Here is a 23611-nt window from a genome sequence, read left to right as displayed (position 1 = left end):
AATCGGTGAGCAGTAGTTTCGTTGATTTCAGTGGGGGACTGGCATCGGGTTGCAGTCCGCCGAATCATGGCGATCGTGAGCTGTCCGGGGTAGAGCGGACATGCTCCGCCCCTCCGTTACAGGAGCCTGCGGGCCAAATTCCGGACGCATGCACCGCAGCAAATAGAGCTCTTAGTCTACTCCATCGTCGGTGGGCAAAGCGGCGTTGTTGCAGGCGAGCGCTGAGAGGCGCTGAAGCCGACCAGGAACCCTGCCGCGCGAGTCTGGATTCCCGCGATGGTTGGAGTAAGGTTACGCTGCCTGCGTAGAAAAATTGCAAACAACATCCGGGAGGAAGTGATGCTCGACACCACGCTTAGCGCGCGCGTCCAGGTTTTCCTCGACAAGTTTGAAGCCGCGCTTGCGGCGGGCGATCTCGACGCCGCCGTAGGAATGTTCGCTCCGGAATGCTACTGGCGCGACCTCGTTACCTTCACCTGGAACATCAAGACCATGGAAGGCCGCGATCAGGTCCGCGACATGCTCGCGCATTGCCTCGCGCATGTGAAGCCGCGCAACTGGAAAATCGCCGAGGGTGAAACGCCAACAGAGGCCGGCGGCGTGACCGAATCTTGGATCACGTTCGAGACCGAGGTCGCGCGCGGATATGGACTCATCCGCCTGCAGAACGGTCAGATCTGGACGCTCTTGACAACCATGGCCGAACTGAAGGCCCATGAGGAAAAGGCTGGCTTCAGCCGACCGCTCGGCGCCAGGCATGGCGTCAATCCCGGCGCCAAGACCTGGAAGGAACTGCGTGACGAGGAAGTCGAGCAACTTGGCTTCAAGAGCCAGCCCTACGTGCTTGTCATCGGCGGCGGACAGGGAGGCATTGCGCTCGGGGCCCGGCTGCGCCAACTCGGTGTGCCGACGATCATCGTCGAGAAGAACGCACGCGCCGGCGATTCCTGGCGCAACCGCTACAAGTCGCTCTGCCTGCACGACCCCGTCTGGTACGATCACTTGCCCTACATCGATTTCCCCAAGAACTGGCCTGTGTTCTCGCCCAAGGACAAGATCGGCGATTGGCTGGAAATGTACACCAAGGTCATGGAGCTGAACTATTGGACGAACACCACGGCCAAACACGCCAGTTGGGACGACACCAAGAAGGAATGGACCGTCATCGTCGAACGCGATGGCAAGGAGATTACTCTGCGGCCCAGGCAGCTTGTGTTCGCGACCGGCATGTCGGCCAAGCCGAACATGCCGAAAATCAAAGGCATGGAAACGTTCAAGGGCGAGCAACACCATTCCTCACGCCATCCCGGCTCCGGCGGCTACAAAGGCAAGAACAAGAAGGTGGCGGTGATCGGCTCGAACAATTCGGCCCACGACATCTGCGCTGCGCTGTACGAGGCCGGCGTCGACGTAACGATGGTGCAGCGTTCAACGACGCACATTGTGCGCTCGGATTCGCTGATGGAGAGTATCGGCGATCTTTATTCCGAACGCGCCGTCCGCGGCGGAATGACGACGGCAAAGGCCGATCTGATCTTCGCTTCACTGCCCTACCGGATCTTGAATCAGTTTCAAAAGCCGGTCTACGACAAGATCCGTCAGGACGACGCCGCTTTCTATGCCGGGCTGGAGAAGGCCGGCTTCAGGCTCGACTTCGGTGACGACGATTCCGGGCTATTCATGAAATATCTGCGCCGCGGCTCGGGCTATTACATCGACGTCGGCGCCTCACAGCTTATCATTGACGGAAAAATCAAGCTGTTCGCTGGACAGGTCGAGGAAATCACGCCCAACGGCGTCAGGCTCGACAACGGCAAGGAATTGCCAGCGGACGTGATCGTCTATGCCACCGGCTATAGCTCGATGAACGGCTTTGTCGCCGATCTCGTGAGTCCGGAAATGGCCGACAAAGTCGGCAAGGTCTGGGGCCTCGGCTCGAATACGACAAAGGACCCCGGCCCATGGGAAGGTGAGCAGCGCAACATGTGGAAGCCGACGCAGCAGGAAGGCCTATGGTTCCACGGCGGCAATCTGCATCAATCGCGACATTACTCGCAATTCCTTTCCCTGCAGTTGAAGGCGCGCTACGAGAACATCCCGACGCCGGTCTACGGCCTGCAGACTGTCCATCACAAGGCCTGAAATTGCCGAGCGCACAGCGGGGCTCGCGGATTGCGAGCCCCATGCCATTTCCGGGTCTCCGCACTCGCCAGCGCAATGGCCGCCTTGTCAGCGCGCAGCAGAAAGGGCTCGGGAATGGTTAGGCGAAGTGCCTTCGCACTCTCCGGGTGTCATCGAAGCTGGTGACAGGGAGGTCACCGGTTCTGAGAGAATTCCCCTCGCCAGTGGAATTGGACCTTCTATTTAGACACGGTTGAGAGCGCAGTTCTCAGTGGTTTGCGGGCTGAATTGAGCGCGCCGAAAGTTATTGCGGAGTACGTGCGTACTTATCTCGAAGAGCGAAAGCGCCTCGCAATCACATCGAATGGAAAAAGGCAGCGCCTCGAACAACAGCTTAGACAGTTGAATCGAGAAATCGAACGACTGGTGGATGCGATCGCAAAAGGGCACGGCGATCCATCCATTCTCGGTCCGCGATCGACCGCCCTCGGCGCCGAACGCGAGCGAATATCTGAAGAGTTGCGGAATGAACCGCCGGCCGCAAAAGAGGTCGCGCTGCATCCAACTATTCTCAAGCGCTATGAAGAACAGCTAGGTCGGCTCGAGGAGGCGCTAACGAAGGGTATCAGTTCGGGCGACGGAGAGGCCGCCGAAGCCATCAAAGACCTGATCGACACGGTCATCGTCTTCCGAGATCCATCACGCCTCGGTGGCGTAACGGTGGAGATATCAGGCCGGTTAAACGCCCTGTTGGGGGAAAAAGCTTTCCCAAACCAAGTCAAAGGGGTGTGGGGAAAGATGGTAGCGGGAGAGGGACTCGAACCCCCGACCCCAGGATTATGATTCCCGTGCTCTAACCAGCTGAGCTACCCCGCCACAGGGTCGCGAGCGGCGGAACGGCCGATCTCGCGAACGCGCGGCATATAAGGAAGGGGGCGGCGGGCTGTCAATCCGCCTTCGCTAAAGCTTCGGCGCGACAAGTCCGCTTTGGCCCGATTTCGCACCAGATTTTGCGATTTTTTTCTGGCACCAGACTCGTGGAGAGTCCCCCTCACCCGGAATCGGCGCTTTGCGCCGATTCCGGCCTCTCCCCACGGGCGGGGAGAGCGAAGGAAGAGACCACCTATTTCGGCCTGACCGTCGGATCGCCGCCGGGGCTGCCGGGGGGCGGAATGACGGGGGTGTTGCCGCCGGTGTCCGGGGCCGGAGCATGCATCTCAGGGTCGACGCCGGAGGGCGGGCAGAGCACACCGTCGGATTTTGCCAGTTTGTCGCCGAGCGGTTCCCGGGACTGTCCGGTGGTGGTGCCGTCGGGCGTGGTGGCGCGGTTCGGGCGGTCCTGCGGCATGCAATTGGCGGCGTGCTGCGCCGATGGCGGCGCGGTCGCTTGCGGCGGCGTTGCGGGTCGCGGCGGGGCCTGCGCGATCGCGGCGCCTGAGGCGGCGATCAGGAGGCTGGTCAGAATGATGTTTGATGTCGTGCGCATGGGAGGGAAACGTCTCCGGCCATGCGGAGGTTCCGGCCGACGCACGGCGAATTGAAGCGCTGGAAATTGGCTGGCGGTTCCCTGCGGCCGATGCTTCGAGGCGCCCGCCGCTGGCGGGCTCGTCGGGATGAGGCCGCGTTTTGTGGAGACAGTGCCCCGACGGCGCGATCTCCGCAAATCGCGTTACGATTTGACGTAGCGGATCAGCGAAAAGTGCCCCATCGGCGGCATGGGGCGGCGCTCGGCGAGCGTGACGCCGCGGTGCCTGGCGGCCCAATTGACGAGGCGGTCCCACGGGAATTCCGGGCGCCAGCCGAGGCGGCGGGCGATGGGGGCGAAGGCGAGCTCGAACAATTTGCGCGGGCCGCTCTCGGCGCCGATGTGGTTGACGAGGATCAGCTCGCCGCCAGGCTTGAGCACGCGCACGAACTCGTCGAGCGTGCCTTCGGGATCGGGCACGGCGGTGATGACATATTGCGCCACCACCGCGTCGAAGAAGTTTTCGGGGAAGGCGAGGTTTTTCGCATCCATCACCGAGAGCACTTCGACATTGCTGAGCCGCAGCGCGCGCACGCGCGCCTGCGCCTTGCGCAGCATCGGCTCGGAGATGTCGACGCCGCAGATTTTTGTCGTGCGCGAATAATCGGAGAGCGAAAGCCCTGTGCCGACGCCGACGTCGAGGATGCGGCCGCCGATGCGGTCGGCCTCCGCGATGGTCGACTGCCGTCCGGCGTCAAAGACCTTGCCGAACACGAGATCGTAGACCGGCGCCCAGCGGCCATAGGCCTTCTCGACCCCGGCCCGCGAGATGTCTGCTGCCATGCCCCCTGCCCCGGAAATTTTCTAGCCGCGTACCGCTTCCACCAGCGGCCTCGCAGTGCTCGTTGCGACTTTCGCGGCGGCGCTCTGGATGAAGCCGCCACCGAGCACGCGCGCCTGGCCCGAAGGCGCGTCGTAGAACACGCAGGCCTGGCCGGGCGAGACGCCCTCCTCGCCGGCGACGAGCTCAACTTCGTAATGGCCGTTGCCGCCGCGCAGCCAGGCCGGCTGCGGGCTGCGGGTCGAGCGGACGCGCACGAACATCTCGAGGCCGGCGCCGATGGCGCGGTCGATGTCGCCGTCGCCGATCCAGTTGACGTCGCGCAGCACGATGCGGTGCATCTTCAGCGCATCGCGCGGGCCGACGACGACGCGGCGGCCCGGAGCATCCAGCCGCACCACGAACAGCGGCGCGTGAGCGGCGATGCCGAGGCCGCGGCGCTGGCCGACGGTGAAATTGGCGATGCCGTTGTGCCGGCCGAGCACGCGGCCGTCGAGATCGACGATGTCGCCGGGGTCCATCGCGTTCGGACGCAGGCGGGTGATGATGTCGGTGTAGCGGCCGGTCGGCACGAAGCAGATGTCCTGGCTGTCGTGCTTGTCGGCAACCGCAAGACCGAAGCGGCGCGCGAGCTCGCGCGTCTCGGGCTTGGTCATGTCACCGAGCGGGAAGCGCAGGAAGTCGAGCTGCTCCTGCGTGGTCGCGAACAGGAAGTAGCTCTGGTCGCGGTCGCTGTCGGCGGCGCAGACCAGCGCGCGCGAGCCGTCGTCGCGGCGGCGCGAGGCGACGTAATGGCCGGTGGCGAGCGCCTGCGCACCGAGCTCGCGCGCGGTCTTCAGGAGGTCGCGGAACTTGACGGAGCGGTTGCACTCGATGCACGGCACCGGCGTCTCGCCGAGCGCGTAAGAGTCGGCGAAATTGTCGATGACGGACTCGCGAAAGCGATCCTCGTAGTCGAGCACGTAATGGGGAATGCCGAGCTTGGCGGCGACGTCGCGTGCGTCGTGGATGTCCTGGCCGGCGCAGCAGGCGCCCTTGCGGTGGGTCGCCGCGCCATGATCGTAGAGCTGCAGCGTGATGCCGACGACGTCATAGCCTTCGGCCTTGAGCAGCGCAGCCGTCGTCGAGGAATCGACGCCGCCCGACATGGCAACGACGACCCTGGTGTCCTCAGGACGGCCTTCGAGATCCAGACTGTTCAGCATGGGCCTTAAAGCGTTGTGACGGCGGCGTTCGCGATCCGCGATGACTTGGACATTCTTCGGCTTCCGGCGGGACATCGACGCTCCCCGGGAACTTTGGTTCCCCCGGGGGCACGACTGCCCGGTCGAAAGCGGCTGAGAGCAGCTCTTTAATATAGGCCGCATTCCGGTGAAGCAATCACGCGGGCGGCCGCTTAGGGCAATTCTTGCCGGGGAGGCAGAAATGGCGGGGCTCTTGCGTTCCTCGCGGCGGTGGCGAGAATCACCCAATTAATTGATTTTGCTAGATAAAATAGATCTTCAGGAAGCTGGCCCGCTCCTTGCTACCTCTATGCCGAAGATGTTTCCAAGAGGTTTTCCGTGGTCGGTCGGGCGTCAGACGTAGCAGCCAGCGTGCAAGTCCAGAGCGCGCAGCAAAAGCCTGCCCGGTCGCAGAGCTCCAAGGACACGTCCAGCAACGACTCCTTCGGCTCGCTGGTCGACAGCAACACCCAGGCGATCAGCAACAACGCGCCGCCGCAGGACACCGCGCCGCGCCGGACCGAGTCGTCGTCCGCCCCAGACAAGGGCCCGCGCGATACCGCCGCGACCGACCAGCCCTCGCAGAGCAAGGCGAACGACGACACCGACACATCGGCCCCCACCGCGAACGACGCCACGGCCGATCCGGCCAAGCCGACCAAGGACAAGTCCGAGACCTCCGACGCGAAATCGTCGGAGAAATCCGACGACACCAAGGGCGACAAGACCGACGGCACCGTTGCCGCCACCGTCGATGCCGCCGTGCAGCCCGACGCGACGCAGGTCGCCGTGCCCGATCCGAACGCCATCCTGGTGGCCCCGCCCGTGGTGCCGGTCGATCCGAACGCGGCCGCGAGCCAGGCCGGCGATGCCGCCGCCTCGCCGCTGACGATTGCGGCAGCCGGCATCGCCGCCAGCGCCTCCACCGCGGCGCAGATCGCAGGCGGCAAGACCGACACTGCCACGGCGAGCGACAAGAGCGCCAAGACCGCGGGTGCCAAGGTCGATACCGACACGACGACAACGCTGGGCGATGCCGCCACCGGCACGACCGACGGCACCGCGACCGATGCCAAGACCAATGGCGGCCTGGTCGCCGCAGTGGACCAGGGCACGCCGAAGCCTTCGTTCAAGGCCGTCGCGACCGCGCAACGCGAGAGCGACGTCTCCAATATCGGCCAGGACGCGGGCAAGGCGAACGCCACGCAAACCGCGGCGACGACCGCGCATGCGCAAGCCGCCAAGCCGCAGGCCGAGGCGAACCCGGCCGACGCGAAGACCGGCGCCTCCGACCGCTCCGACGCGACGCCGGCGACGGCAACCACGCACGCGCATGCGGGCACGCAGGCCGCAGTGCCCACGACCGACACCGGCGCGCAGGCCGCCTCCGCCATCCAGGCGCCGCTGACCAATACGACGTCGGCCGCCACCGCATCGACTGCGACGTTCACCGCGACCGCGGCAAATTCCACACCCGTGCCGATCAGCGGCGTGCCGGTCGAGATCGCCGCGGCGGCGCGCGCCGGCAAGACGCGCTTCGACATCAGCCTCGATCCGATCGACCTCGGCCGCATCGACGTCCGCATCAACGTCGACCGCAACGGCCAGGTCACCTCGCATCTCACCGTCGAGAAGCCCGAGACGCTGCAGATGCTGCGGCAGGACGCCCCGCAATTGCAGCGCGCGCTCGACGATGCCGGCCTCAAGACCGGCAGCAACGGGCTGTCCTTCAGCCTGCGCGACCAGAATTCATCGGGCCAGAACTCCGGCCAGAACAACGACAATGGCGGCAATGCCCGCCGGCTGATCATCAGCGAAGACGACACCGTTGCTGCGGCGCCCGTCGGGCGCGGCTACGGCCGCATGCTCGGATCGAGCAGCGGCGTCGACATCAGAGTGTGAGGAGTATTCGAACATGACCACCACGAATGCCGCCACCGCCCCGACGCCCGTCTCCGGGACCACCGACGTCCCGAAGTCGTCCTCGTCGAACTCGCTGAGCTCGAGCACGGGATCGACGCTGGCCGGCAACTTCCAGACCTTCCTGACGCTGCTGACGACGCAGCTGCAGAACCAGAACCCGCTCGATCCGCTCGACACCAACCAGTTCACTCAGCAGCTGGTGCAGTTCGCCGGCGTCGAGCAGCAGCTCAAGACGAATGACTCGCTGTCCCAGCTCGTCACCCTGCAACAGACCACGCAGGCGACCCAGGCGCTGGGCTTCGTCGGCAAGACCGCGCTGGTCGACGGCTCGACCGCGACCATGACGAACTCGTCGGCGACCTGGCATCTCAACGTGCCGACCGACTCGACCGTCGACATCACGGTTGCCAATTCCACCGGCCAGACCGTGTTCACCGGCAAATATACCGCCGCCGCCGGCACCGACATTCCCTTCACCTGGAGCGGAATGGGCAATGACGGCACGCAATGGCCGGACGGCAAGTACACGATCACGGCGACGGGTAAGGATGTCGCGAACAACAACGTCGGCATCGCCGCGCAGGTGCAGGGCGTGGTGTCGTCCGTCGACCTGACCCAGTCGCCGCCGCTGCTGACCATCGACGGCGCCAGCTACACCCTGAGCCAGGTGAAGAGCATCATCGCCACCAGCAGCAACTAAAGGCGCGCGCCTCGCCGCACACGAGATGTGATCCCCACCTGGTGCGCAATTGCGCACGGCGCGGGGATCCATAACCACAGGACGTCGTTTTCGCGTGAGACCGTAACCCCGAGTCGTCGTCAAATTACTCCCTGGGGTTATGGGTCCCGGGCTCGCGCTACGCGCGCCCCGGGACGACAGTTGGGGCTTCGCCGGCTCCATTCGTTAGTAAAGTATTTACGAAGACCCCGCTCGGACGGCTCGGATCATGGTGTCCAGCCCTCCGGGCCGGCTGTGTTCCAGCCATTTTCAACGAGAATTGTATTGAAGCCTTAGGCTTAGCGGATTTTTAAGCCCGCACGCGTAGGGTTACGGCGTGAGTTCAGTGGTTGAGAGTTTGTGAGTACGCCATGACAGAACCCCATCGCCCGAGGGTAAAATACGTCATCGGGCCGGACGGCAGTCCGCTGACGATCGCAGATCTGCCCGCACCCGGCACCAAACGCTGGGTCATCCGCCGCAAGGCCGAAGTCGTCGCCGCTGTGCGTGGCGGACTTCTCTCCCTCGAGGAGGCCTGCAGCCGTTATACCCTGACGGTCGACGAATTCCTCTCCTGGCAGTTTTCCATCGACCAGCACGGTCTGGCGGGTCTTCGCACCACCCGCATCCAGCAATATCGCCAGTAAGCGATCCGGAAATCTGCAGCTTTTGACGAAAATCGGCCTCGCACCGCGAGGCCGATTTTTTTCATGTTTCCTTTTGGCGCGACTTTTGTCCCAGCTCTTAACCTTCGTTAACCATATCGAAACCATCACCTAGGCAATAATTGCCCAGTCGACCGCTCGGTTGCGGGTCGAAGCTTCGGGGCGGTTGCTTGCAAGGTCTTGCGGACTTTTTGAAGGGTATCGGCGCCGCCCGGTTCGGGGCGATGATCGCGGTCACCGCCGCGCTCATCGGCTTTTTCGCGTTCGTCATCATGCGTGTGACCACGCCGCAGATGACGACGCTGTTCACGGACCTCTCGGTCGAGGATTCTTCCGGCATTATCAAGGATTTGGAGCGACAGGGCATCCAGTTCGAGCTGCGCAATGAAGGCAGCATCATCATGGTGCCCAAGGACAAGGTCACCCGCCTGCGGATGAAGCTCGCCGAGGGCGGCCTGCCCAAGGGCGGCGGCGTCGGCTACGAAGTGTTCGACAAGTCGGACGCGCTCGGCACCACCTCTTTCGTCCAGAACATCAATCATCTCCGCGCGCTCGAAGGCGAGCTCGCCCGCACCATCCGCGCCATCGACCGCATCCAGGCCGCCCGTGTCCACCTCGTGCTGCCCGAGCGCCCGCTGTTCTCGCGCGAGGCGCCGGAGCCGTCGGCCTCGATCGTGGTGCGGGTCCGCGGCTCGCTCGAGGCCCAGCAGATCCGCGCCATCCGTCACCTCGTCGCCTCCGCCGTCAACGGGCTGAAGCCGCAGCGGGTCTCGATCGTTGACGAGGCCGGCTCGTTGCTCGCCGACGGCGCCGCGACCGATCCGGAGCAGGCGGTCGGCGACGAGCGCCGCACCGCCTTCGAGAAGCGGATGCGCAAGCAGGTCGAGGACATCGTCTCCTCCGTGGTCGGCTCCGGCCGCGCCCGCGTCCAGCTCTCCGCCGATTTCGACTTCAACAAGATCACCCAGACCTCGGACAAGTTCGATCCCGAGGGCCGCGTGCTGCGCTCGAGCCAGACCCGGGAAGAGAGCAGCCTCACCGCCGACAACAACGGCCAGGTCACCGTCAACAACGAGCTGCCGGGCAACCAGCAGAACAGCGGTCCCACGGCGAAGGACCAGAGCAAGAAGACCGAAGAGACCAACAATTACGAGATCTCCCGCACCACCAAGACCGAGGTGACCGAGGCCGGCCGGGTCAACCGCATCTCGGTCGCGGTGCTGGTCGACGGCATCTATTCCAAGAACGACAAGGGCGAGCTCGCCTACACGGACCGCACCAAGGAACAGCTCGACCGCATCGCCACCCTGGTGCGCTCGGCGATCGGCTTCGACCAGAAGCGCGGCGACCAGGTCGAGGTCGTCAACCTGCGCTTTGCCGACGCCCCCTCCACCGCCCCGATCACCGAGCCCTCCGGCTTCCTTGGCATGCTCCAGTTCACCAAGGACGACGTCATGTACTTCGTCGAGCTCGGCGTGATGATGCTGCTCGGCCTGGTCGTGCTGTTCCTGGTGATCCGGCCGCTGGTCAAGCGCATCCTCGCCTCCGAGGAGGTCGCCGCCGCGATCTCCGGCGCCCTCGCCGGCCCCGCCGCTTCGGAGGAGGCCGCGCCTGCCGGGCAGGCGCTGCTGCCGGGCGGCGCCGCGAGCGCGATCGACGTCGCCACCATTCAGGGCCAGGTCCATGCCCAGTCCGTCCATCGCGTCGGCGAGCTCGCCGAGCGCAACCCCAACGAAACCGTCGCCATCATCCGCCAATGGCTGACTGAACCCGCGAAATAATCGAGAAGTGAACTGACATGGCCGGCAACCTGCAAAACGCCAACTCCAACGACATCACCAGCGTGATCTCGACGCTCGGTGCCCGCCAGGGCAGCCGCGCGGGCGGCAAGACCGAAGCGGTGACGGGACCCAAGCGCGCCGCGATCCTGATGCTGGCGCTGGGCGAGCAATATGGCGGCAAGATCTGGTCGATGCTCGACGACGACGAGGTGCGCCAGCTCTCGCTGGAAATGTCGACGCTCGGCACCGTCGAGGTCGACACGGTCGAGGACATGCTGCTCGAATTCGTCTCGCGCATGTCGGCTTCCGGCGCGCTGATGGGCAATTTCGACGCCACCGAGCGGCTGCTGCAGCAGTACCTGCCGCCGGAGCGCGTCAACGGCATCATGGACGAGATCCGCGGCCCCGCCGGCCGCAACATGTGGGAAAAGCTCTCCAACGTGCAGGAAGAGGTCCTCGCCAACTACCTCAAGAACGAATATCCGCAGACCATCGCAGTCGTGCTGTCGAAGCTGAAGCCGGAACACGCCGCGCGCGTGCTCGGCATCTTCCCCGAGGAGCTCGCGCTCGACGTCGTCAACCGCATGCTGAAGATGGAAGCGGTGCAGAAGGAGGTGATCGAGAGCGTGGAGAAGACGCTGCGCACCGAATTCATGTCCAACCTGTCACAGACCCGCCGCCGCGACGCCCACGAGGTGATGGCGGAAATCTTCAACAATTTCGACCGCCAGACCGAAACCCGCTTCATCACCTCGCTGGAAGAGGACAACCGCGAATCGGCAGAGCGCATCAAGGCGCTGATGTTCACCTTCGACGACCTCGTGAAGCTGGATTCCGGCTCGGCCCAGACCCTGATGCGCAATGTCGACAAGGACAAGCTCGGCGTCGCGCTCAAGAGCGCCAACGAGGACGTCCGCAACTTCTTCTTCGGCAACATGTCCTCGCGCGCGGCCAAGATGCTCCAAGACGACATGGCGGCGATGGGCCCGGTCCGCCTGCGCGACGTCGACGAGGCCCAGGCGCTGCTGGTCAACCTCGCGAAAGACCTCGCCGCCAAGGGTGAGATCATGCTGACCAAGAACCGCGCCGACGACGAGCTGGTGTACTGATGGGCGCCCCGGCAAAATTCCTGTTCGACACCGACTTCGCAGCGCCGGAGCGGTCGCCGCGCGAGAAGGCTGCGACCGCCGCCGAGATCGCCCAGAAGATCGCGGAGGCCGAGGCGCGCGCCTATCAGGACGGCTTTGCCGCCGGCCAGCGCGAAGCCAAGGCCGAGAGCGACCGCCGCGTCGCGCTCGCCATGGAAGAGATCAACATCGGTGTCCGCGGCGTCGCCGCCGGCATCGGTAACATCGAGACCAAGATGGAGACCGAGGCGGTCGACGTGGCGGTGGCGGTGGCGCGCAAGCTGTGCGCCGATCTGGTCGCTGCCGAACCGCTCGGCGAGATCATGGCGCTGGTCAAGGACTGCTTCTCGCACCTTGTCGCGACGCCGCATCTCGTCGTGCGCATCAACGACGCACTCTACGACAGCGCGCGCGAGAAGATGGAGCGGCTCGCCAAGCAGAGCGGCTTCGAGGGCCGGCTGGTGATCCTGGCCGAGCCCGATATCGCCACTGGCGACTGCCGGATCGAATGGGCCGACGGCGGCGTCGTGCTGGAGCGCGGCGCCATCGTGGCCAAGATCGACGAAATGGTCGGACGCTATATCGCGTCCCGCAGGGGGAGCTAAGCCATGAGCGACACCGACGGACAGGTCCCGCTGCCCGATCTCAACGGCCCGATGCCGCCGACCGGTACGGACGTCGGCTACAACGAGGACGAATATGCTGCGCGCGCCGCCGCCGACCTCGAAGCCGTGTTCGACGTGCCGGTGCAGGTCTCGGCCGTGCTCGGCCGCTCCAAGATGGACGTCAGCGAGCTGTTGAAGCTCGGGCCCGGCACCGTGCTCGAGCTCGACCGCCGCGTCGGCGAGGCCATCGACATCTACGTCAACAACAAGCTGGTCGCCCGCGGCGAAGTCGTCCTGGTCGAGGACAAGCTCGGCGTGACCATGACCGAAATCATCAAGACCGAACGCAGCTAGTAGCGCAAGGAATGACGCGCGGCAGCGCGACCAGACGGACAGGAGACTGACATGCGGCTTCTCATCGTTGGCACATTGAAGGGCCAGCTCACCACCGCCACCAAGATCGCGATGGAGAACGGCGCCACCGTGACCCACGCCGAGGATCACGAGCAGGCGATGCGCGTGCTGCGCGGCGGCAAGGGCGCCGACCTCCTGCTGGTCGACGTCGCCCTCGACATCCGCGACCTCGTGATGCGGCTCGAGGCCGAGCACATCCACGCGCCGATCGTCGCCTGCGGCATCACCAACGACGCCCGCGCCGCGGTCGCCGCGATCCACGCCGGCGCCAAGGAATACATCCCGCTGCCGCCGGATCCGGAACTGATCGCCGCGGTGCTGGCCGCGGTCGCCAACGATTCCCGCGAACTGGTCTATCGCGACGAGGCGATGGCCAAGGTGATCAAGCTCGCCCAGCAGATCGCGGGCTCCGACGCCTCGGTGATGGTCACCGGCGAATCCGGCACCGGCAAGGAAGTGCTGGCCCGTTACGTCCACACCCGCTCGGCGCGCGCCAAGCGGCCGTTCATCTCGATCAACTGCGCCGCGATCCCCGAGCATCTGCTGGAATCCGAACTGTTCGGCCACGAGAAGGGCGCCTTCACCGGCGCGATCGCGCGCCGCATCGGCAAGTTCGAGGAAGCGACCGGCGGCACGCTGCTGCTCGACGAAATCTCGGAGATGGACGTCCGCCTGCAATCGAAGCTGCTGCGCGCGATCCAGGAGCGCGTAATCGACCGCGTCGGCGGCACCAAGCCGGTGCCGGTGGACATCCGCATCATCGCGACCTCGAACCGCAACCTGGCGGAAGCCGTGCGCGAAGGCACGTTCCGCGAGGACCTGCTGTTCCGCCTCAACGTCGTCAACCTGAAGATCCCGCCGCTGCGCGAGCGCCCCCTCGACATCCTCGAGCTCGCCCAGCATTTCGTGAAGAAATATGCCGAAGCCAACGGCGTGCCGGTGCGCCCGATCTCCGCGGACGCGCGCCGCGTGCTCTCCACCAACCGCTGGCAGGGCAACGTCCGCGAGCTCGAGAACACCATGCACCGCTCGGTGCTGATGGCGCAGGGCGACGAGATCGGCCCCGACGCCATCCTCACCCCGGACGGCGACCGCCTCGACCTCGCCAAGACCGCTCCGGCCGTGGCACATGCGACCATGGCCGCCGAGCAGGTGACGCGGGCGCTGGTGGGGCGCACCGTCGCCGACGTCGAACGCGACCTGATCCTGGAGACGCTGAAGCACTGCCTCGGCAACCGGACCCATGCCGCGAATATCCTGGGCATCTCGATCCGCACGCTGCGCAACAAGCTCAACGAATATTCCGACGGCGGAATTCCGATCACGCCGGCGGGAACGCCGGGCGAATATCCGCGGATGCCGATGGTGGGGGCGTAGGTCTCTCCCCCTACTGAAAGAATGCAGATGCCCGGGCTGGTCCCGGGCATTTTTTTGGATGCAGGCTGCCAACCTCGTCATTGCGAGCGCAGCGAAGCAATCCAGAATTCCTCCGCGGTGATAGCTGGATTGCTTCGCTACGCTCGCAATGACGGCGTTGAGAGCGCTCCTCGCATAACGGGACCGCGCTAGCCGACTAGGCCATGGCGACGTCAGGCCCTATAACCCCGCGTGAGAACCACGCGAGGATACACATGTCGGAAGCTCAAATCACGGACTGGCTGGCGTCGCAGCGGCAGGCGATGATCGATCTGCTGCGCGATGTCGTGAACATCGATTCCGGATCCTACGACAAGGAAGGCGTCGATGCGGTCGGTGCGCGGTTCGAGCGGCATTTTGCCGAGCACGGCATTCCGTTCCGGCGCGAGAGCAACGCCACCTTCGGCGATGCGATCCATGCCGATGTCGCCAAACCCGGCAGCAACGAGAAGCCGGTGCTGTTGATGGGCCATCGCGACACCGTGTTCGGCAAGGGCGAGGCCGGGCGGCGTCCGTTCACGATTGAGGGCAAGCGTGCCTATGGACCCGGCGTTGCCGACATGAAGTCCGGCGTCGTGATGAACATCTTCGTGGCGACCGCCTTCCACAAGTTCGGCGGCAGCCCGCATCCGATCAAGGTGCTGATCACCTCGGACGAGGAGATCGGCTCGCCCTCCTCGCGCCCGGTGATCGAGCGCGAGGGACGCGCCGCACGCGCCGTGTTCAATTCCGAGCCGGGACGGCCGACCGGCAACATCGTCACCGGCCGCAAGGGCGGCATCTTCATGCACTTTGCCATCACCGGCAAAGCCGCGCATTCCGGCGCCAATTTCGCCGCGGGCATCAGTGCGATCGGCGAGCTCGCGCACAAGATCGTCCATATCCACGCGCTGACCGATCTCGACAAAGGCATCACGCTGAATGTCGGTCTCGTCTCGGGCGGGCAGTCCGTGAACACCACGGCGCCCTCAGCCGAGGGCCAGATCGACCTGCGTTACGTCGATCCGGCGGATCGTGCGAGGATCATGGCCGCGATCGAGAAGATCATCGCGACGTCCTACGTCCCGGGTACCAGCGCGACGCTCACGGTGAAGGGCGAGTTCGTGCCGGTGGTGCAGAGCACGGAGTCGAAGGCACTGTTCGAAGGCTATCAAGCGGCCGCAAAGCAGGTCGGCCTCGCCACGCTCCAGGGCGAGTTTTCAGGCGGCTGCGCCGATTCCGGCTTCACCGCGGCAGTCGGCACACCGACGATCTGCGGCCTCGGGCCGGTCGGCGGGCTCGCGCACACGCCGGAGGAATATCTCGAGCTCGACAGCATCGTTCCGCGCGCCCAGGCGCTGGCGCTGGCGATTTTGCGGGGGTGAGCGAAGCTGCCGTAGGGTGGGCAAAGCGAAGCGTGCCCACCAATTCGGTCGTCGCGGATAGATGGTGGGCACGGCGCAAGAGCGCCTTTGCCCATCCTACGAGACTCGTACGTGGATGGCCGGGTCGAGCCCGGCCATGACGAGGAGAGAGACTACGAATAACTCGGCGCGTCCGGCTTGCGGAAGATGTGGATGGGGTCGCCCGGCACGATCGGCTGGCCGCTGAACATCGCATAGGCGTAGAGCGCGAGGTAGCCGATCGCGAGCGCGCCGATGGCGTAGAAGGCCCAAGTGGCGACGCGCTTCATCGTTCCGCTCCATGGCCGTCCCGGACGGGGCGGCTCAGGGCGCTTCTAGAGCGATGACGGGGAAAAGGCCAGCCTGCGGGCCACCCTCGCGCAGCGATCAAACGCCGCGCAGGCCGCGGGCGGGAACGCTGACCTCGGCGAGCCTCGCCGCGTCTTCGTCCTGGTCGACCGCCACATACTGGCCGTGCCAATAGGCCAGTGCAGCATTGCGGGTCGAATTCTTGACGCTGCTGACGCGGCCGATGACGATGCCGTGCGAATGCCGCTCGACGATCTCCTCGACCTCGCAATCGACCGCGGACAATGCACCGACCAGCAGCGGGACGCCCGAGACCGCCGTGACCCACTGGCTGCCCGCAAAGCGATCGGCCCCCTTCAGCCCGCCCTTGCCGGCAAAACGCTCGGCGACGTCCAGCTGGTCAGCCGCGAGGATGTTGACGCCGAAGGCGCCGTAGCGGCGGATCAGCGGGAAGGACGAGGCATCGCGGTTGATGCTGACCAGCAGCGTCGGCGGATCGACCGACAGCGAGGTCACCGAGGTCACCGTCATGCCGGTAATGTCCTTGCCCCGCCCGGCGGTGATGACGCTGACGCCGCCGGTGAGGTGGCGCATGGCGCCGCGGAAATCGGCGGACGAGACGGCAGTTTCAGTCATGAGATCGCGAGGCACTACATTCATGGCATGGTCCCCGAAGCGGGGTTCCCCTGTATTTAGGTACGATCGTCCGCCGACAAAAGATGGCTCAGGATCGAGCCTTCGAGGCTTGCGAGCTCGGCGGAGCCGCGTTCGCGCGGCCGGGCGGTGTTAACCGTAACATCGTGGGCAATCCGGCCCTCGTCGATCACCAGGACCCGGTCGGCCAGCGCGACGGCCTCGGCGACGTCGTGGGTCACCAGGATCGCGGTAAAGCCCTGGTCGCGCCAGACTCGCTCCAGCAGCCGCTGCATCGAGATGCGGGTCAGCGCGTCCAGCGCGCCGAGCGGCTCGTCGAAGGCGAGCACACGCGGATGGGAGACCAGCGCACGGGCGAGCGCAACGCGCTGCTTCTGGCCGCCCGACAGCACCGACGGCCACTGATCACGCTTGTCGGTCAGCCCAACCTCGGTCAGCGCCTTCTCAGCGCGCGCATGCGCATCACTGGATGAGCGATTACGGCCGAGACCGACCTCGACATTGGAGAGCACCCGCGCCCAGGGCAGCAGCCGTGGCTCCTGGAACATCACGCGGATGTCCTCGGGCTGGACATCCTGGCCGAAGCTGATGCTGCCGGCGTCGATCTTTTCCAGGCCGGCGATCAGCCGCAAGAGCGTGCTCTTGCCGCAACCGCTCTTGCCGACGATGGCGACGAACTGGCCGGCGGGAATGTGCAGGTCGATGCCGCGCAGCACCTCGTTGTCGCCGTAGGATTTGCGCAAGCCACGGATGCTGAGCGGCAGGCCTGTCGTCTGCGTCGGGCGCTCCTCGCGCACGACGCGTGCCTGCGGTACGAAATTGGCGCGGCTGGCGAGCTCGGTTTCGGGAAGGGCCGTACGAAGAGCTGTCTGCATGTGATTCCCAGTATTTCTGCTCAGCGTTTCTGGAAGGCGGGGTGCCAGGAGAGCGTCAGGCGCTCCAGCACACGGGAGGCGCTGTCGGCGAGCTTGCCGAGCAGAGCGTAAATCAGGATCGAGAGCACGACGACGTCGATCAGCATGAACTCGCGCGCCTGCATCGCCATGTAACCGAGGCCCGAGGAGGCCGCGATGGTCTCGGCTACGATCAGGGTGAGCCACATGATGCCGAGCGCAAAGCGGATGCCGACGAAGATCGAGGGCAACGCGCCGGGGAAGATCACGCGGCGGAACAGCTCAGTGTCGGTCATGCCGTAGATGCGGCCCATCTCGATCAGCTGCGGGTCGACGGTTCGGATGCCGTGCAGCGTGTTGAGGTAGATCGGGAAGAACACGCCGAGCGCCACCAGGAACAGCTTTGCGCTCTCGTCGATGCCGAACCACAGAATGACCAGCGGGATCAGCGCCAGATGCGGCACGTTGCGCACCATCTGCAACGTGGTGTCGGTGAGCTTGGCCGAGAGCTGCGACAGGCCGTTGGCGAGACCGAACGCGAAACCGATGCCGCCGCCGATCAGGAAGCCGATCGAGGCGCGCCAGAACGACACCCAGATGTTGCGGACGAGCTCGCCGGAGAGCAGCAGCTTCCAGCCCGCGAGCACGACGTCGCTCGGCGCTGGCAGCACGCGAACCGGCACGAAGCCGGTGACGCTCGCGACCTGCCAGACCGCGATGATGGCGAGCGGCACGATCCACTGGATCAGGCCGTCGACCCGCGGCAGGCGGAAGCCGCGCGGAAGTGAAACGCTGTCGATCAGGCTCATGACTCGGACACTCGCTGCTGCGGACGGAAATCGCTGCCGACGGTCTCGCCGAAGGGACCGCCGTTGAAGTGCAGCTTGGTCACGTTGCTCGGCTGCTCCAGCGAGAGCAGCGGGAACACCAGCTCGGCGAAGCGATAGGCTTCCTCCAGATGCGGATAGCCCGACATGATGAAGGTATCGATGCCGATGTCCTGATACTCCTTGATGCGGGCCGCGACCGTCTGAGCGTCGCCAACCAGCGCCGTGCCGGCGCCACCGCGCACGAGACCGACACCGGCCCACAGGTTCGGGGCGATCTCGAGCTTGTCGCGCTTGCCGCCATGGAGCTGCGCCATGCGCTGCTGACCGACGGAGTCCATGCGGGCAAAGTTCTTCTGCGCCAGCGCGATGGTGTCGTCGCTGACATGCCTAATCAGCTCGTTCGCGGCGCGCCAGGCCTCTTCGTTGGTCTCGCGAACGATCACGTGAAGACGAATGCCGAAGGAGAGCTTGCGGCCGCGCGCAGCTGCGACCTCCCTTACCTTCGCGATCTTCTCGGCAACCAGAGCCGGCGGCTCACCCCAGGTGAGATATTTGTCGACGGCGTCGACGGCGACGTCGATGCCGGCATCGGACGAACCGCCGAAATAGAGCGGCGGCCGCGGCGACTGCACCGGCGGAAACAGCAGCTTGCCACCCTCGACATGGATGTGCTTGCCCTCGACATTGACGGTCCTGCCGGCGAGCAGGTCGCTATAGACGCTGAGGAACTCGCGGGTGACCTCGTAGCGCTCGTCATGGCCGAGGAAAATGCCGTCGCCCTTGTTCTCGACGGGATCGCCGCCGGTGACGACGTTGACGAGAAGCCGGCCATTGGTGACGCGGTCGAGCGTCGCGGTCATGCGCGCCGCCACGCTCGGCGATTGCAGGCCGGGGCGGACAGCCACGAGGTAGCGCAGCCGCTCGGTGAATGGCGCAACCGATGAGGCGACGATCCAGGAATCCTCGCAAGATCGTCCGGTCGGCAACAGCACGCCGTAATAACCGAGCTGGTCGGCGGCCTGCGCGATCTGGCGCAGATAGTTGAAGTTGACCTCACGGCCGCCGACGCCGGTGCCGAGATAGCGGCCGTCGCCGTGGGTCGGCAGGAACCAGAGGATGTTGGCGTTGGACTGCTTACTCATGTGCTTGCTCACGATCCTGGTTTCCGGGCCACGTCGGAAATCTTGATGGATTTGGGGATCAGGTTGAGCGCGAAGAACGCATCCGCAACCTGCTGCTGATCGGCGATGACGGCATCGGTGATCGGCTTGATGCCGTAGGCCTGCCGCTTCAGCGCCACCTCGACCACGGGGACCGACAGGCCGATCGCCGGCGCCAGCTGCTCGGCAACCGCGTGGATGTCGCCCTTGGCCCAATCGTCGACCGAGCTCAGCTCGGCCAGCACCGCGTCGACGATCTTCGGGTTGGCTTCGAGGAATTTTTTCGAGGCGAAATAGAACTGGTAGTTGGCGACGATGCCGGTGCCGTTGGCGAGCGTGCGCGCGCCGGTGGCGGCTTCCGCGGCGGCCTGGAACGGATCCCAGATCACCCAGGCATCGACCGCGCCGCGCTCGAAGGCGGCGCGCGCATCGGCCGGCGCCAGGAACACCGGCTCGATCTCGGAATATTTGACACCCGCCTTCTCCAGCGCCTTGACCAGGAGATAGTGGACGTTGGAGCCCTTGTTGAGCGCGACCTTCTTGCCCTTGAGGTCGGCGACCGATTTCAGCGGGCTGTCCTTCGGCACCAGGATCGCCTCGCCCTTCGGCGCCGGCGGCTCGTAGGCGACGTACTGGATCGGCGCGCCGGCGGCCTGCGCGAAGATCGGCGGGGCTTCACCGGTGTTGCCGAAATCGATCGCGCCGACATTGAGCGCCTCAAGCAGCGGCGGGCCGGACGGGAATTCGGTCCACACGACCTTGTAGCCGTCCGCTGCGAGCTTCGGCTCCAGCGTGCCCTTGCTCTTGAGCAGCACCAGCTTGCCGTATTTCTGGTAGCCGATGCGGACCACCTTGTCTTGGCCATAGGAGGTGCCGACCGCGGCGGCGACGATGCCGATCGACAGCACGATGGCGGCGATCAGACGTTGAACGATGCGCCTCATGTTCAGACCTTTTGATATGGGGAGATTGGTCGGCACGATCAGGTCGCCGCGCTGCGCCAGACGATGTCGCGAATGACGACCGGCTTCGGGATCAGGCCGAGCTTGTAGAAGCGGTCGGCGACGCCCTGCTGGGTCGCGACGATGTCGTCGGTGACAGGGCCGACCACGAAGTTCGCGCGCTCGGCCGCGACGGCCTGGATGTCGAGCGGGACGCCGGTGACGGCGGCGAGCCATTTGGCGACCTCGCCGCGATTCTGTTCGGCCCATTTGCCAGTTGCGGTCGTGACGTCGACGATCTGCTGCAGGATGGAGCCGTGGGTCTTCGCGAACTCACGGTTGGCGATGTAGAAGGAGTTGGTCTTGGTGACTTTGCGCGAATTGATCAGGATGCGGCCGCCCTGCTTGGTCTCGCCGATCGCGAAATAGGGATCCCAGATCGCCCAGGCCTCGATGCTGCCATTGGCAAAGGCGGGGCCGGCATCGGGCGGCGTCAGATAGACCGGGGTGATGTCGGCATAGGTGAGACCGGCCTTCTCAAGCGTCTGCACTACGACATTGTGGGCGCTGGACCCCTTGGTGAAGCCGATGCGCTTGCCCTTCAGATCGGCGATCGAGCGGATCGGCGAATCCTTCGGCACCAGGATGCCCTGGCCGTTGGTGATGGGCTGGCCGGCGGCATAGACGATCGCCGCTCCGGCGGCCTGGGCGAACACCGGCGGGGAATCGCCGACCGAACCGAAATCCACACTACCGACGTTCATCGCCTCCATCATCGGCGGGCCCGAGGAGAACTCGACCCATTTCACGTCGATGCCTTGCGGATTGAAATGCTTTTCCAAGGAAGCCTGCTGGCGCGTGATAACCAGCACGCCTGTCTTCTGGTAGCCGATACGAATTTCCTTCACTGCGCCCTGCGCGTTCGCGCGGGAGGCAAATGCAGCGGCGGCCGCAGTTCCAACGGAGAGCTTGAGAAAGTCACGACGCTGCATTCCACACTCCCGGCCGCCTGCAGCCGTCATTCCCTTGCGTTTCAGGAATGATGGTGCGGGTCAGCGGAGGTGTCGAGACGCCAAGGAAAATAGCGATGCGAGCACTGCGCACGTGGCGAAGCGCATGATTAATCTTTCAAGCGGCCGCGCTCATGCAGAGGGATTCTTTTCCGCACGCGAATGTGAGAGCCGCGGGAATCCGGCCGACGCTCCCGGCGCCGGAACATAAAATGTCGAAAACAACCCCATGCACAGTAGCCGACAATAGTCCGATCAATGACTTACGCATTATCCGAAGTTCGTTTGACACGTCGGGCAAAACAGGCGCATGATGGCATCATGGCGGCGTGTGGATCGGGGCCTCCGACAAGGCGCGATCAGCGCTCGCGCAACCAGGGATCGGACGAGAAATAGCAATTCTCGAGCACCATGCGATCCCTGGCGCGGAAACTGACGCGACATCGACGCCACACCTTTGTCTGATGCTTGCCGTCGTCTGACGTATCGACGTCGGAGATCCACACGATCGGCCGTCGCCAGCGGTAACGTCCGTCCCGATCCCAACCGTCGCAACCGCCGCGGCCGCATGCGATGTGGACACTGGTCATCGTCCCATCTGGCCTGAAGCACCAGGTCCGCGAACCCCACTCCTTACCGGGCGGCGTCTGGGCGTAAGGCACAAGCGAGGTCTGCGTCCAGCAGCCGGAAATGGAGGACGGTCCGGCGGCGCGCGCCGGTACGACGACCAGCAACGCGATCAGCGCCGACGCGGCGGCCAGAGACGATTCAAGCCACGGCTTGGGCCAGAACTGGATGGACATGACGCCAATGAACATGACGTCATGTGTGTCGCCGGGGAGCGATGCGGTTCAATCGTCCGACGATACGAGTTCGCCGTCACGGCGACCGTCGTCTGGTCAGTGCACCCACCTCACCGGCAGGTTCAGCAGGCCGCGGAACGCCCAGCCGCCGATCCGCACTGGCTCATCGTCGGCAAGTTCGAGACGGCTCGCCCTCGCGAACACCGTCGGCAGCGCGACGTCCGCGATCATCGCGCGCGAGGCCCAGGCGCCGGCGCAGAAATGCGGGCCGGCGCCGAAGGCGACGCTCTTGGTGGTATCACGCCGCACGTCGAACGCGTCGGCGCGCTCAAAATGCTTCTCGTCGCGATTGGCGGAGCCGAACATCAGGAACACGCGCTCATCTGGCTCGAAAGACACGTCGCGGATCGTCCACGGCTTTGCGATGCGCCGCGGCGACATGCCGATCGGCGAGATCCAGCGGGCATATTCCTCGAACGCCTCGAGCCAGGTCACCTCGCCCTTGCGCACGAGATCGAGTTGCTCGGGATGGGAGAGCAGCGCCCACACCGTGCCGGCGATCGCCTTGCGCGGCTCGTTCTGGCCGCCTGATATCGCGAGTTTTACATTTGCGCGCACGCTCTCCATCGGCATGCCCGCAGCGAGGAGTACGCCGAGGATACTTTGATCGGGATGCTTGTGCATCACGGGCAGAATGTCGTCGATCGCAGCATCAATGCCCGACGTCGCCGCATGACAGCGCGCCTCGACCGCGGGGTCGCCGGTGTAGTTCGCGATGCCCTCGATCATGCCTTGCGACCACGCGTCCATGTCCTGGAAGCCGATATTGGTGAGGCCGGTGATCGACTTCAGGCATTCGCCGGAGAACGGCAACGCGAAGTCGCGCATGAAATCGATCCGCCCCGGCTCGACGCGAGCGATGATGCGGTCGGCATGGGCCTGGAACAGCGCGGTCCAGTGCGCCTTCACTGTCCTCGGCGACACCGTCGGAAACATCGCGCGCCGCTCGATTTGATGCGCCTCGCCGTCCTTGCGCATCATGTTGTGGCCCATCAGCCGGTTCATCAGGCCGGCCGGCTGGTGCGAGGAGAACACGTCGATCTGCTTCTCGGAGATCGAGATGTCGTCGCGGCTCGTCAGCAGCGTCGAGCCGAGCTGCGGCACGAAGGCGATCGGCGCTTCCTTGCGCATCTTCGCGAGCATCGGATAGGGATCGGCCCAGAACGAAGCAGGGTCGATGTCGATGCGCGGCGCGGTGCTCAAGCGTTGCTCCCTTGTAATTTCCTCGATCCCTCAAGTTACCGTTTTCGGAGGCGTCTGTCTGTCCCCA

Annotated in this window: 23 protein-coding genes and 1 tRNA gene; 10 read left to right on the top strand and 14 right to left on the bottom strand. The window is 65.0% G+C overall.

Annotation, left to right across the window (positions count from 1 at the left end; translation table 11 throughout):
* Positions 1-339: 339 nt before the first annotated feature.
* Positions 340-2142 carry an NAD(P)/FAD-dependent oxidoreductase gene (locus IVB46_RS16715; protein WP_247304700.1) on the top strand — a complete coding sequence of 601 codons (1803 nt, stop codon included), beginning with the start codon at positions 340-342 and terminating at the stop codon, positions 2140-2142.
* A gap of 222 nt (positions 2143-2364) precedes the next feature.
* Here IVB46_RS16715 and IVB46_RS16710 read toward each other — a convergent pair whose 3' ends face one another.
* The 5 genes from IVB46_RS16710 to mnmA all read right to left on the bottom strand — a co-directional run bounded on the left by IVB46_RS16710 (position 2365) and on the right by mnmA (position 5632).
* Complete coding sequence (locus IVB46_RS16710) at positions 2365-2682, bottom strand: hypothetical protein (protein WP_247343121.1); 318 nt, start codon at positions 2680-2682, stop codon at positions 2365-2367.
* Positions 2683-2920: 238 nt separating this feature from the next.
* Positions 2921-2997 (bottom strand) — tRNA-Met (locus IVB46_RS16705).
* Between the two features lie 247 nt (positions 2998-3244).
* The gene (locus IVB46_RS16700) at positions 3245-3607 is read right to left on the bottom strand and encodes a hypothetical protein (RefSeq protein WP_247302513.1); all 363 of its coding nucleotides are present in this window, start codon (positions 3605-3607) and stop codon (positions 3245-3247) included.
* Between the two features lie 183 nt (positions 3608-3790).
* Positions 3791-4429, bottom strand: a complete 639-nt coding sequence (locus IVB46_RS16695) for a class I SAM-dependent methyltransferase (protein ID WP_063981205.1) — start codon at positions 4427-4429, stop codon at positions 3791-3793.
* A gap of 21 nt (positions 4430-4450) precedes the next feature.
* A complete protein-coding gene (gene mnmA / locus IVB46_RS16690) occupies positions 4451-5632 on the bottom strand; it encodes a tRNA 2-thiouridine(34) synthase MnmA (protein ID WP_063981204.1) in 1182 nt (393 codons plus the stop codon).
* Between the two features lie 357 nt (positions 5633-5989).
* Here mnmA and IVB46_RS16685 point away from each other — a divergent pair, with 357 nt between their 5' ends.
* The 9 genes from IVB46_RS16685 (at position 5990) to IVB46_RS16645 (ending at position 15663) form a co-directional block, all read left to right on the top strand.
* Positions 5990-7552: a flagellar hook-length control protein FliK gene (locus IVB46_RS16685; protein ID WP_247343118.1), complete on the top strand. Its 1563-nt coding sequence runs from the start codon at positions 5990-5992 to the stop codon at positions 7550-7552.
* Between the two features lie 13 nt (positions 7553-7565).
* Positions 7566-8273, top strand: a complete 708-nt coding sequence (locus IVB46_RS16680; RefSeq protein ID WP_208072931.1) for a flagellar hook capping FlgD N-terminal domain-containing protein — start codon at positions 7566-7568, stop codon at positions 8271-8273.
* A 389-nt stretch (positions 8274-8662) separates the two neighbouring features.
* Complete coding sequence (locus IVB46_RS16675) at positions 8663-8938, top strand: DUF1153 domain-containing protein (protein WP_002714638.1); 276 nt, start codon at positions 8663-8665, stop codon at positions 8936-8938.
* A 188-nt stretch (positions 8939-9126) separates the two neighbouring features.
* Positions 9127-10737, top strand: a complete 1611-nt coding sequence (fliF, locus tag IVB46_RS16670; RefSeq protein ID WP_247302507.1) for a flagellar basal-body MS-ring/collar protein FliF — start codon at positions 9127-9129, stop codon at positions 10735-10737.
* A gap of 17 nt (positions 10738-10754) precedes the next feature.
* A complete protein-coding gene (gene fliG / locus IVB46_RS16665; RefSeq protein WP_028153248.1) occupies positions 10755-11846 on the top strand; it encodes a flagellar motor switch protein FliG in 1092 nt (363 codons plus the stop codon).
* Complete coding sequence (locus IVB46_RS16660; protein WP_063981200.1) at positions 11846-12469, top strand: FliH/SctL family protein; 624 nt, start codon at positions 11846-11848, stop codon at positions 12467-12469. The genes fliG and IVB46_RS16660 overlap by 1 nt, the downstream gene beginning before the upstream one ends.
* 3 nt (positions 12470-12472) lie before the next feature.
* Positions 12473-12823 (top strand): flagellar motor switch protein FliN, encoded by a 351-nt coding sequence (gene fliN / locus IVB46_RS16655; RefSeq protein ID WP_018318401.1) that lies wholly within the window; start codon positions 12473-12475, stop codon positions 12821-12823.
* 51 nt (positions 12824-12874) lie between these two features.
* A complete protein-coding gene (locus IVB46_RS16650; protein ID WP_028153246.1) occupies positions 12875-14260 on the top strand; it encodes a sigma-54 dependent transcriptional regulator in 1386 nt (461 codons plus the stop codon).
* 254 nt (positions 14261-14514) lie between these two features.
* Entirely contained in the window at positions 14515-15663 is a 1149-nt protein-coding gene (locus IVB46_RS16645) for a M20 family metallopeptidase (RefSeq protein ID WP_247302505.1), read from the top strand.
* 152 nt (positions 15664-15815) lie between these two features.
* Here IVB46_RS16645 and IVB46_RS16640 read toward each other — a convergent pair whose 3' ends face one another.
* The 9 genes from IVB46_RS16640 to IVB46_RS16600 form a co-directional block, all read right to left on the bottom strand.
* Positions 15816-15971, bottom strand: coding sequence for a hypothetical protein (locus IVB46_RS16640; RefSeq protein ID WP_028160973.1), 156 nt, complete (start codon positions 15969-15971; stop codon positions 15816-15818).
* Positions 15972-16068: 97 nt separating this feature from the next.
* Positions 16069-16650, bottom strand: coding sequence for a flavin reductase family protein (locus IVB46_RS16635; protein WP_247302503.1), 582 nt, complete (start codon positions 16648-16650; stop codon positions 16069-16071).
* 32 nt (positions 16651-16682) lie between these two features.
* Positions 16683-17519, bottom strand: coding sequence for an ATP-binding cassette domain-containing protein (locus IVB46_RS16630; protein WP_247302501.1), 837 nt, complete (start codon positions 17517-17519; stop codon positions 16683-16685).
* Between the two features lie 20 nt (positions 17520-17539).
* Complete coding sequence (gene ssuC, locus IVB46_RS16625) at positions 17540-18346, bottom strand: aliphatic sulfonate ABC transporter permease SsuC (protein ID WP_247302499.1); 807 nt, start codon at positions 18344-18346, stop codon at positions 17540-17542.
* Complete coding sequence (gene ssuD, locus IVB46_RS16620) at positions 18343-19509, bottom strand: FMNH2-dependent alkanesulfonate monooxygenase (protein ID WP_247343114.1); 1167 nt, start codon at positions 19507-19509, stop codon at positions 18343-18345. The genes ssuC and ssuD overlap by 4 nt, the downstream gene beginning before the upstream one ends.
* Before the next feature lie 8 nt (positions 19510-19517).
* Complete coding sequence (locus IVB46_RS16615; protein WP_247302497.1) at positions 19518-20471, bottom strand: sulfonate ABC transporter substrate-binding protein; 954 nt, start codon at positions 20469-20471, stop codon at positions 19518-19520.
* 38 nt (positions 20472-20509) lie between these two features.
* Complete coding sequence (locus IVB46_RS16610) at positions 20510-21460, bottom strand: sulfonate ABC transporter substrate-binding protein (protein ID WP_247343109.1); 951 nt, start codon at positions 21458-21460, stop codon at positions 20510-20512.
* Between the two features lie 377 nt (positions 21461-21837).
* A complete protein-coding gene (locus IVB46_RS16605) occupies positions 21838-22296 on the bottom strand; it encodes a hypothetical protein (protein WP_247302495.1) in 459 nt (152 codons plus the stop codon).
* An 81-nt stretch (positions 22297-22377) separates the two neighbouring features.
* The gene (locus IVB46_RS16600; RefSeq protein WP_247302494.1) at positions 22378-23544 is read right to left on the bottom strand and encodes a cytochrome P450; all 1167 of its coding nucleotides are present in this window, start codon (positions 23542-23544) and stop codon (positions 22378-22380) included.
* Positions 23545-23611 lie beyond the last annotated feature (67 nt).

This window comes from Bradyrhizobium sp. 61 (assembly GCF_023073075.1).
In the GTDB taxonomy this organism is placed as follows: Bacteria; Pseudomonadota; Alphaproteobacteria; order Rhizobiales; family Xanthobacteraceae; genus Bradyrhizobium; species Bradyrhizobium barranii.
The sequence above is the reverse complement of the archived record's forward strand: the minus strand, read 5'-3'. Positions and strand labels throughout refer to the sequence as shown.

Excerpts from the sequence above, each read along its gene's own strand:
- IVB46_RS16715 (WP_247304700.1), top strand. The coding sequence starts at position 340 with ATGCTCGACACCACGCTTAGCGCGCGCGTCCAGGTTTTCCTCGACAAG.
- IVB46_RS16710 (WP_247343121.1), bottom strand. The coding sequence starts at position 2,682 with ATGCAGCGCGACCTCTTTTGCGGCCGGCGGTTCATTCCGCAACTCTTC.
- IVB46_RS16700 (WP_247302513.1), bottom strand. The coding sequence starts at position 3,607 with ATGCGCACGACATCAAACATCATTCTGACCAGCCTCCTGATCGCCGCC.
- IVB46_RS16695 (WP_063981205.1), bottom strand. The coding sequence starts at position 4,429 with ATGGCAGCAGACATCTCGCGGGCCGGGGTCGAGAAGGCCTATGGCCGC.
- mnmA (WP_063981204.1), bottom strand. The coding sequence starts at position 5,632 with ATGCTGAACAGTCTGGATCTCGAAGGCCGTCCTGAGGACACCAGGGTC.
- IVB46_RS16680 (WP_208072931.1), top strand. The coding sequence starts at position 7,566 with ATGACCACCACGAATGCCGCCACCGCCCCGACGCCCGTCTCCGGGACC.
- IVB46_RS16675 (WP_002714638.1), top strand. The coding sequence starts at position 8,663 with ATGACAGAACCCCATCGCCCGAGGGTAAAATACGTCATCGGGCCGGAC.
- fliG (WP_028153248.1), top strand. The coding sequence starts at position 10,755 with ATGGCCGGCAACCTGCAAAACGCCAACTCCAACGACATCACCAGCGTG.
- IVB46_RS16660 (WP_063981200.1), top strand. The coding sequence starts at position 11,846 with ATGGGCGCCCCGGCAAAATTCCTGTTCGACACCGACTTCGCAGCGCCG.
- fliN (WP_018318401.1), top strand. The coding sequence starts at position 12,473 with ATGAGCGACACCGACGGACAGGTCCCGCTGCCCGATCTCAACGGCCCG.
- IVB46_RS16650 (WP_028153246.1), top strand. The coding sequence starts at position 12,875 with ATGCGGCTTCTCATCGTTGGCACATTGAAGGGCCAGCTCACCACCGCC.
- IVB46_RS16645 (WP_247302505.1), top strand. The coding sequence starts at position 14,515 with ATGTCGGAAGCTCAAATCACGGACTGGCTGGCGTCGCAGCGGCAGGCG.
- IVB46_RS16640 (WP_028160973.1), bottom strand. The coding sequence starts at position 15,971 with ATGAAGCGCGTCGCCACTTGGGCCTTCTACGCCATCGGCGCGCTCGCG.
- IVB46_RS16635 (WP_247302503.1), bottom strand. The coding sequence starts at position 16,650 with ATGAATGTAGTGCCTCGCGATCTCATGACTGAAACTGCCGTCTCGTCC.
- IVB46_RS16630 (WP_247302501.1), bottom strand. The coding sequence starts at position 17,519 with ATGCAGACAGCTCTTCGTACGGCCCTTCCCGAAACCGAGCTCGCCAGC.
- ssuC (WP_247302499.1), bottom strand. The coding sequence starts at position 18,346 with ATGAGCCTGATCGACAGCGTTTCACTTCCGCGCGGCTTCCGCCTGCCG.
- ssuD (WP_247343114.1), bottom strand. The coding sequence starts at position 19,509 with ATGAGTAAGCAGTCCAACGCCAACATCCTCTGGTTCCTGCCGACCCAC.
- IVB46_RS16615 (WP_247302497.1), bottom strand. The coding sequence starts at position 20,471 with ATGAGGCGCATCGTTCAACGTCTGATCGCCGCCATCGTGCTGTCGATC.
- IVB46_RS16610 (WP_247343109.1), bottom strand. The coding sequence starts at position 21,460 with ATGCAGCGTCGTGACTTTCTCAAGCTCTCCGTTGGAACTGCGGCCGCC.
- IVB46_RS16605 (WP_247302495.1), bottom strand. The coding sequence starts at position 22,296 with ATGTTCATTGGCGTCATGTCCATCCAGTTCTGGCCCAAGCCGTGGCTT.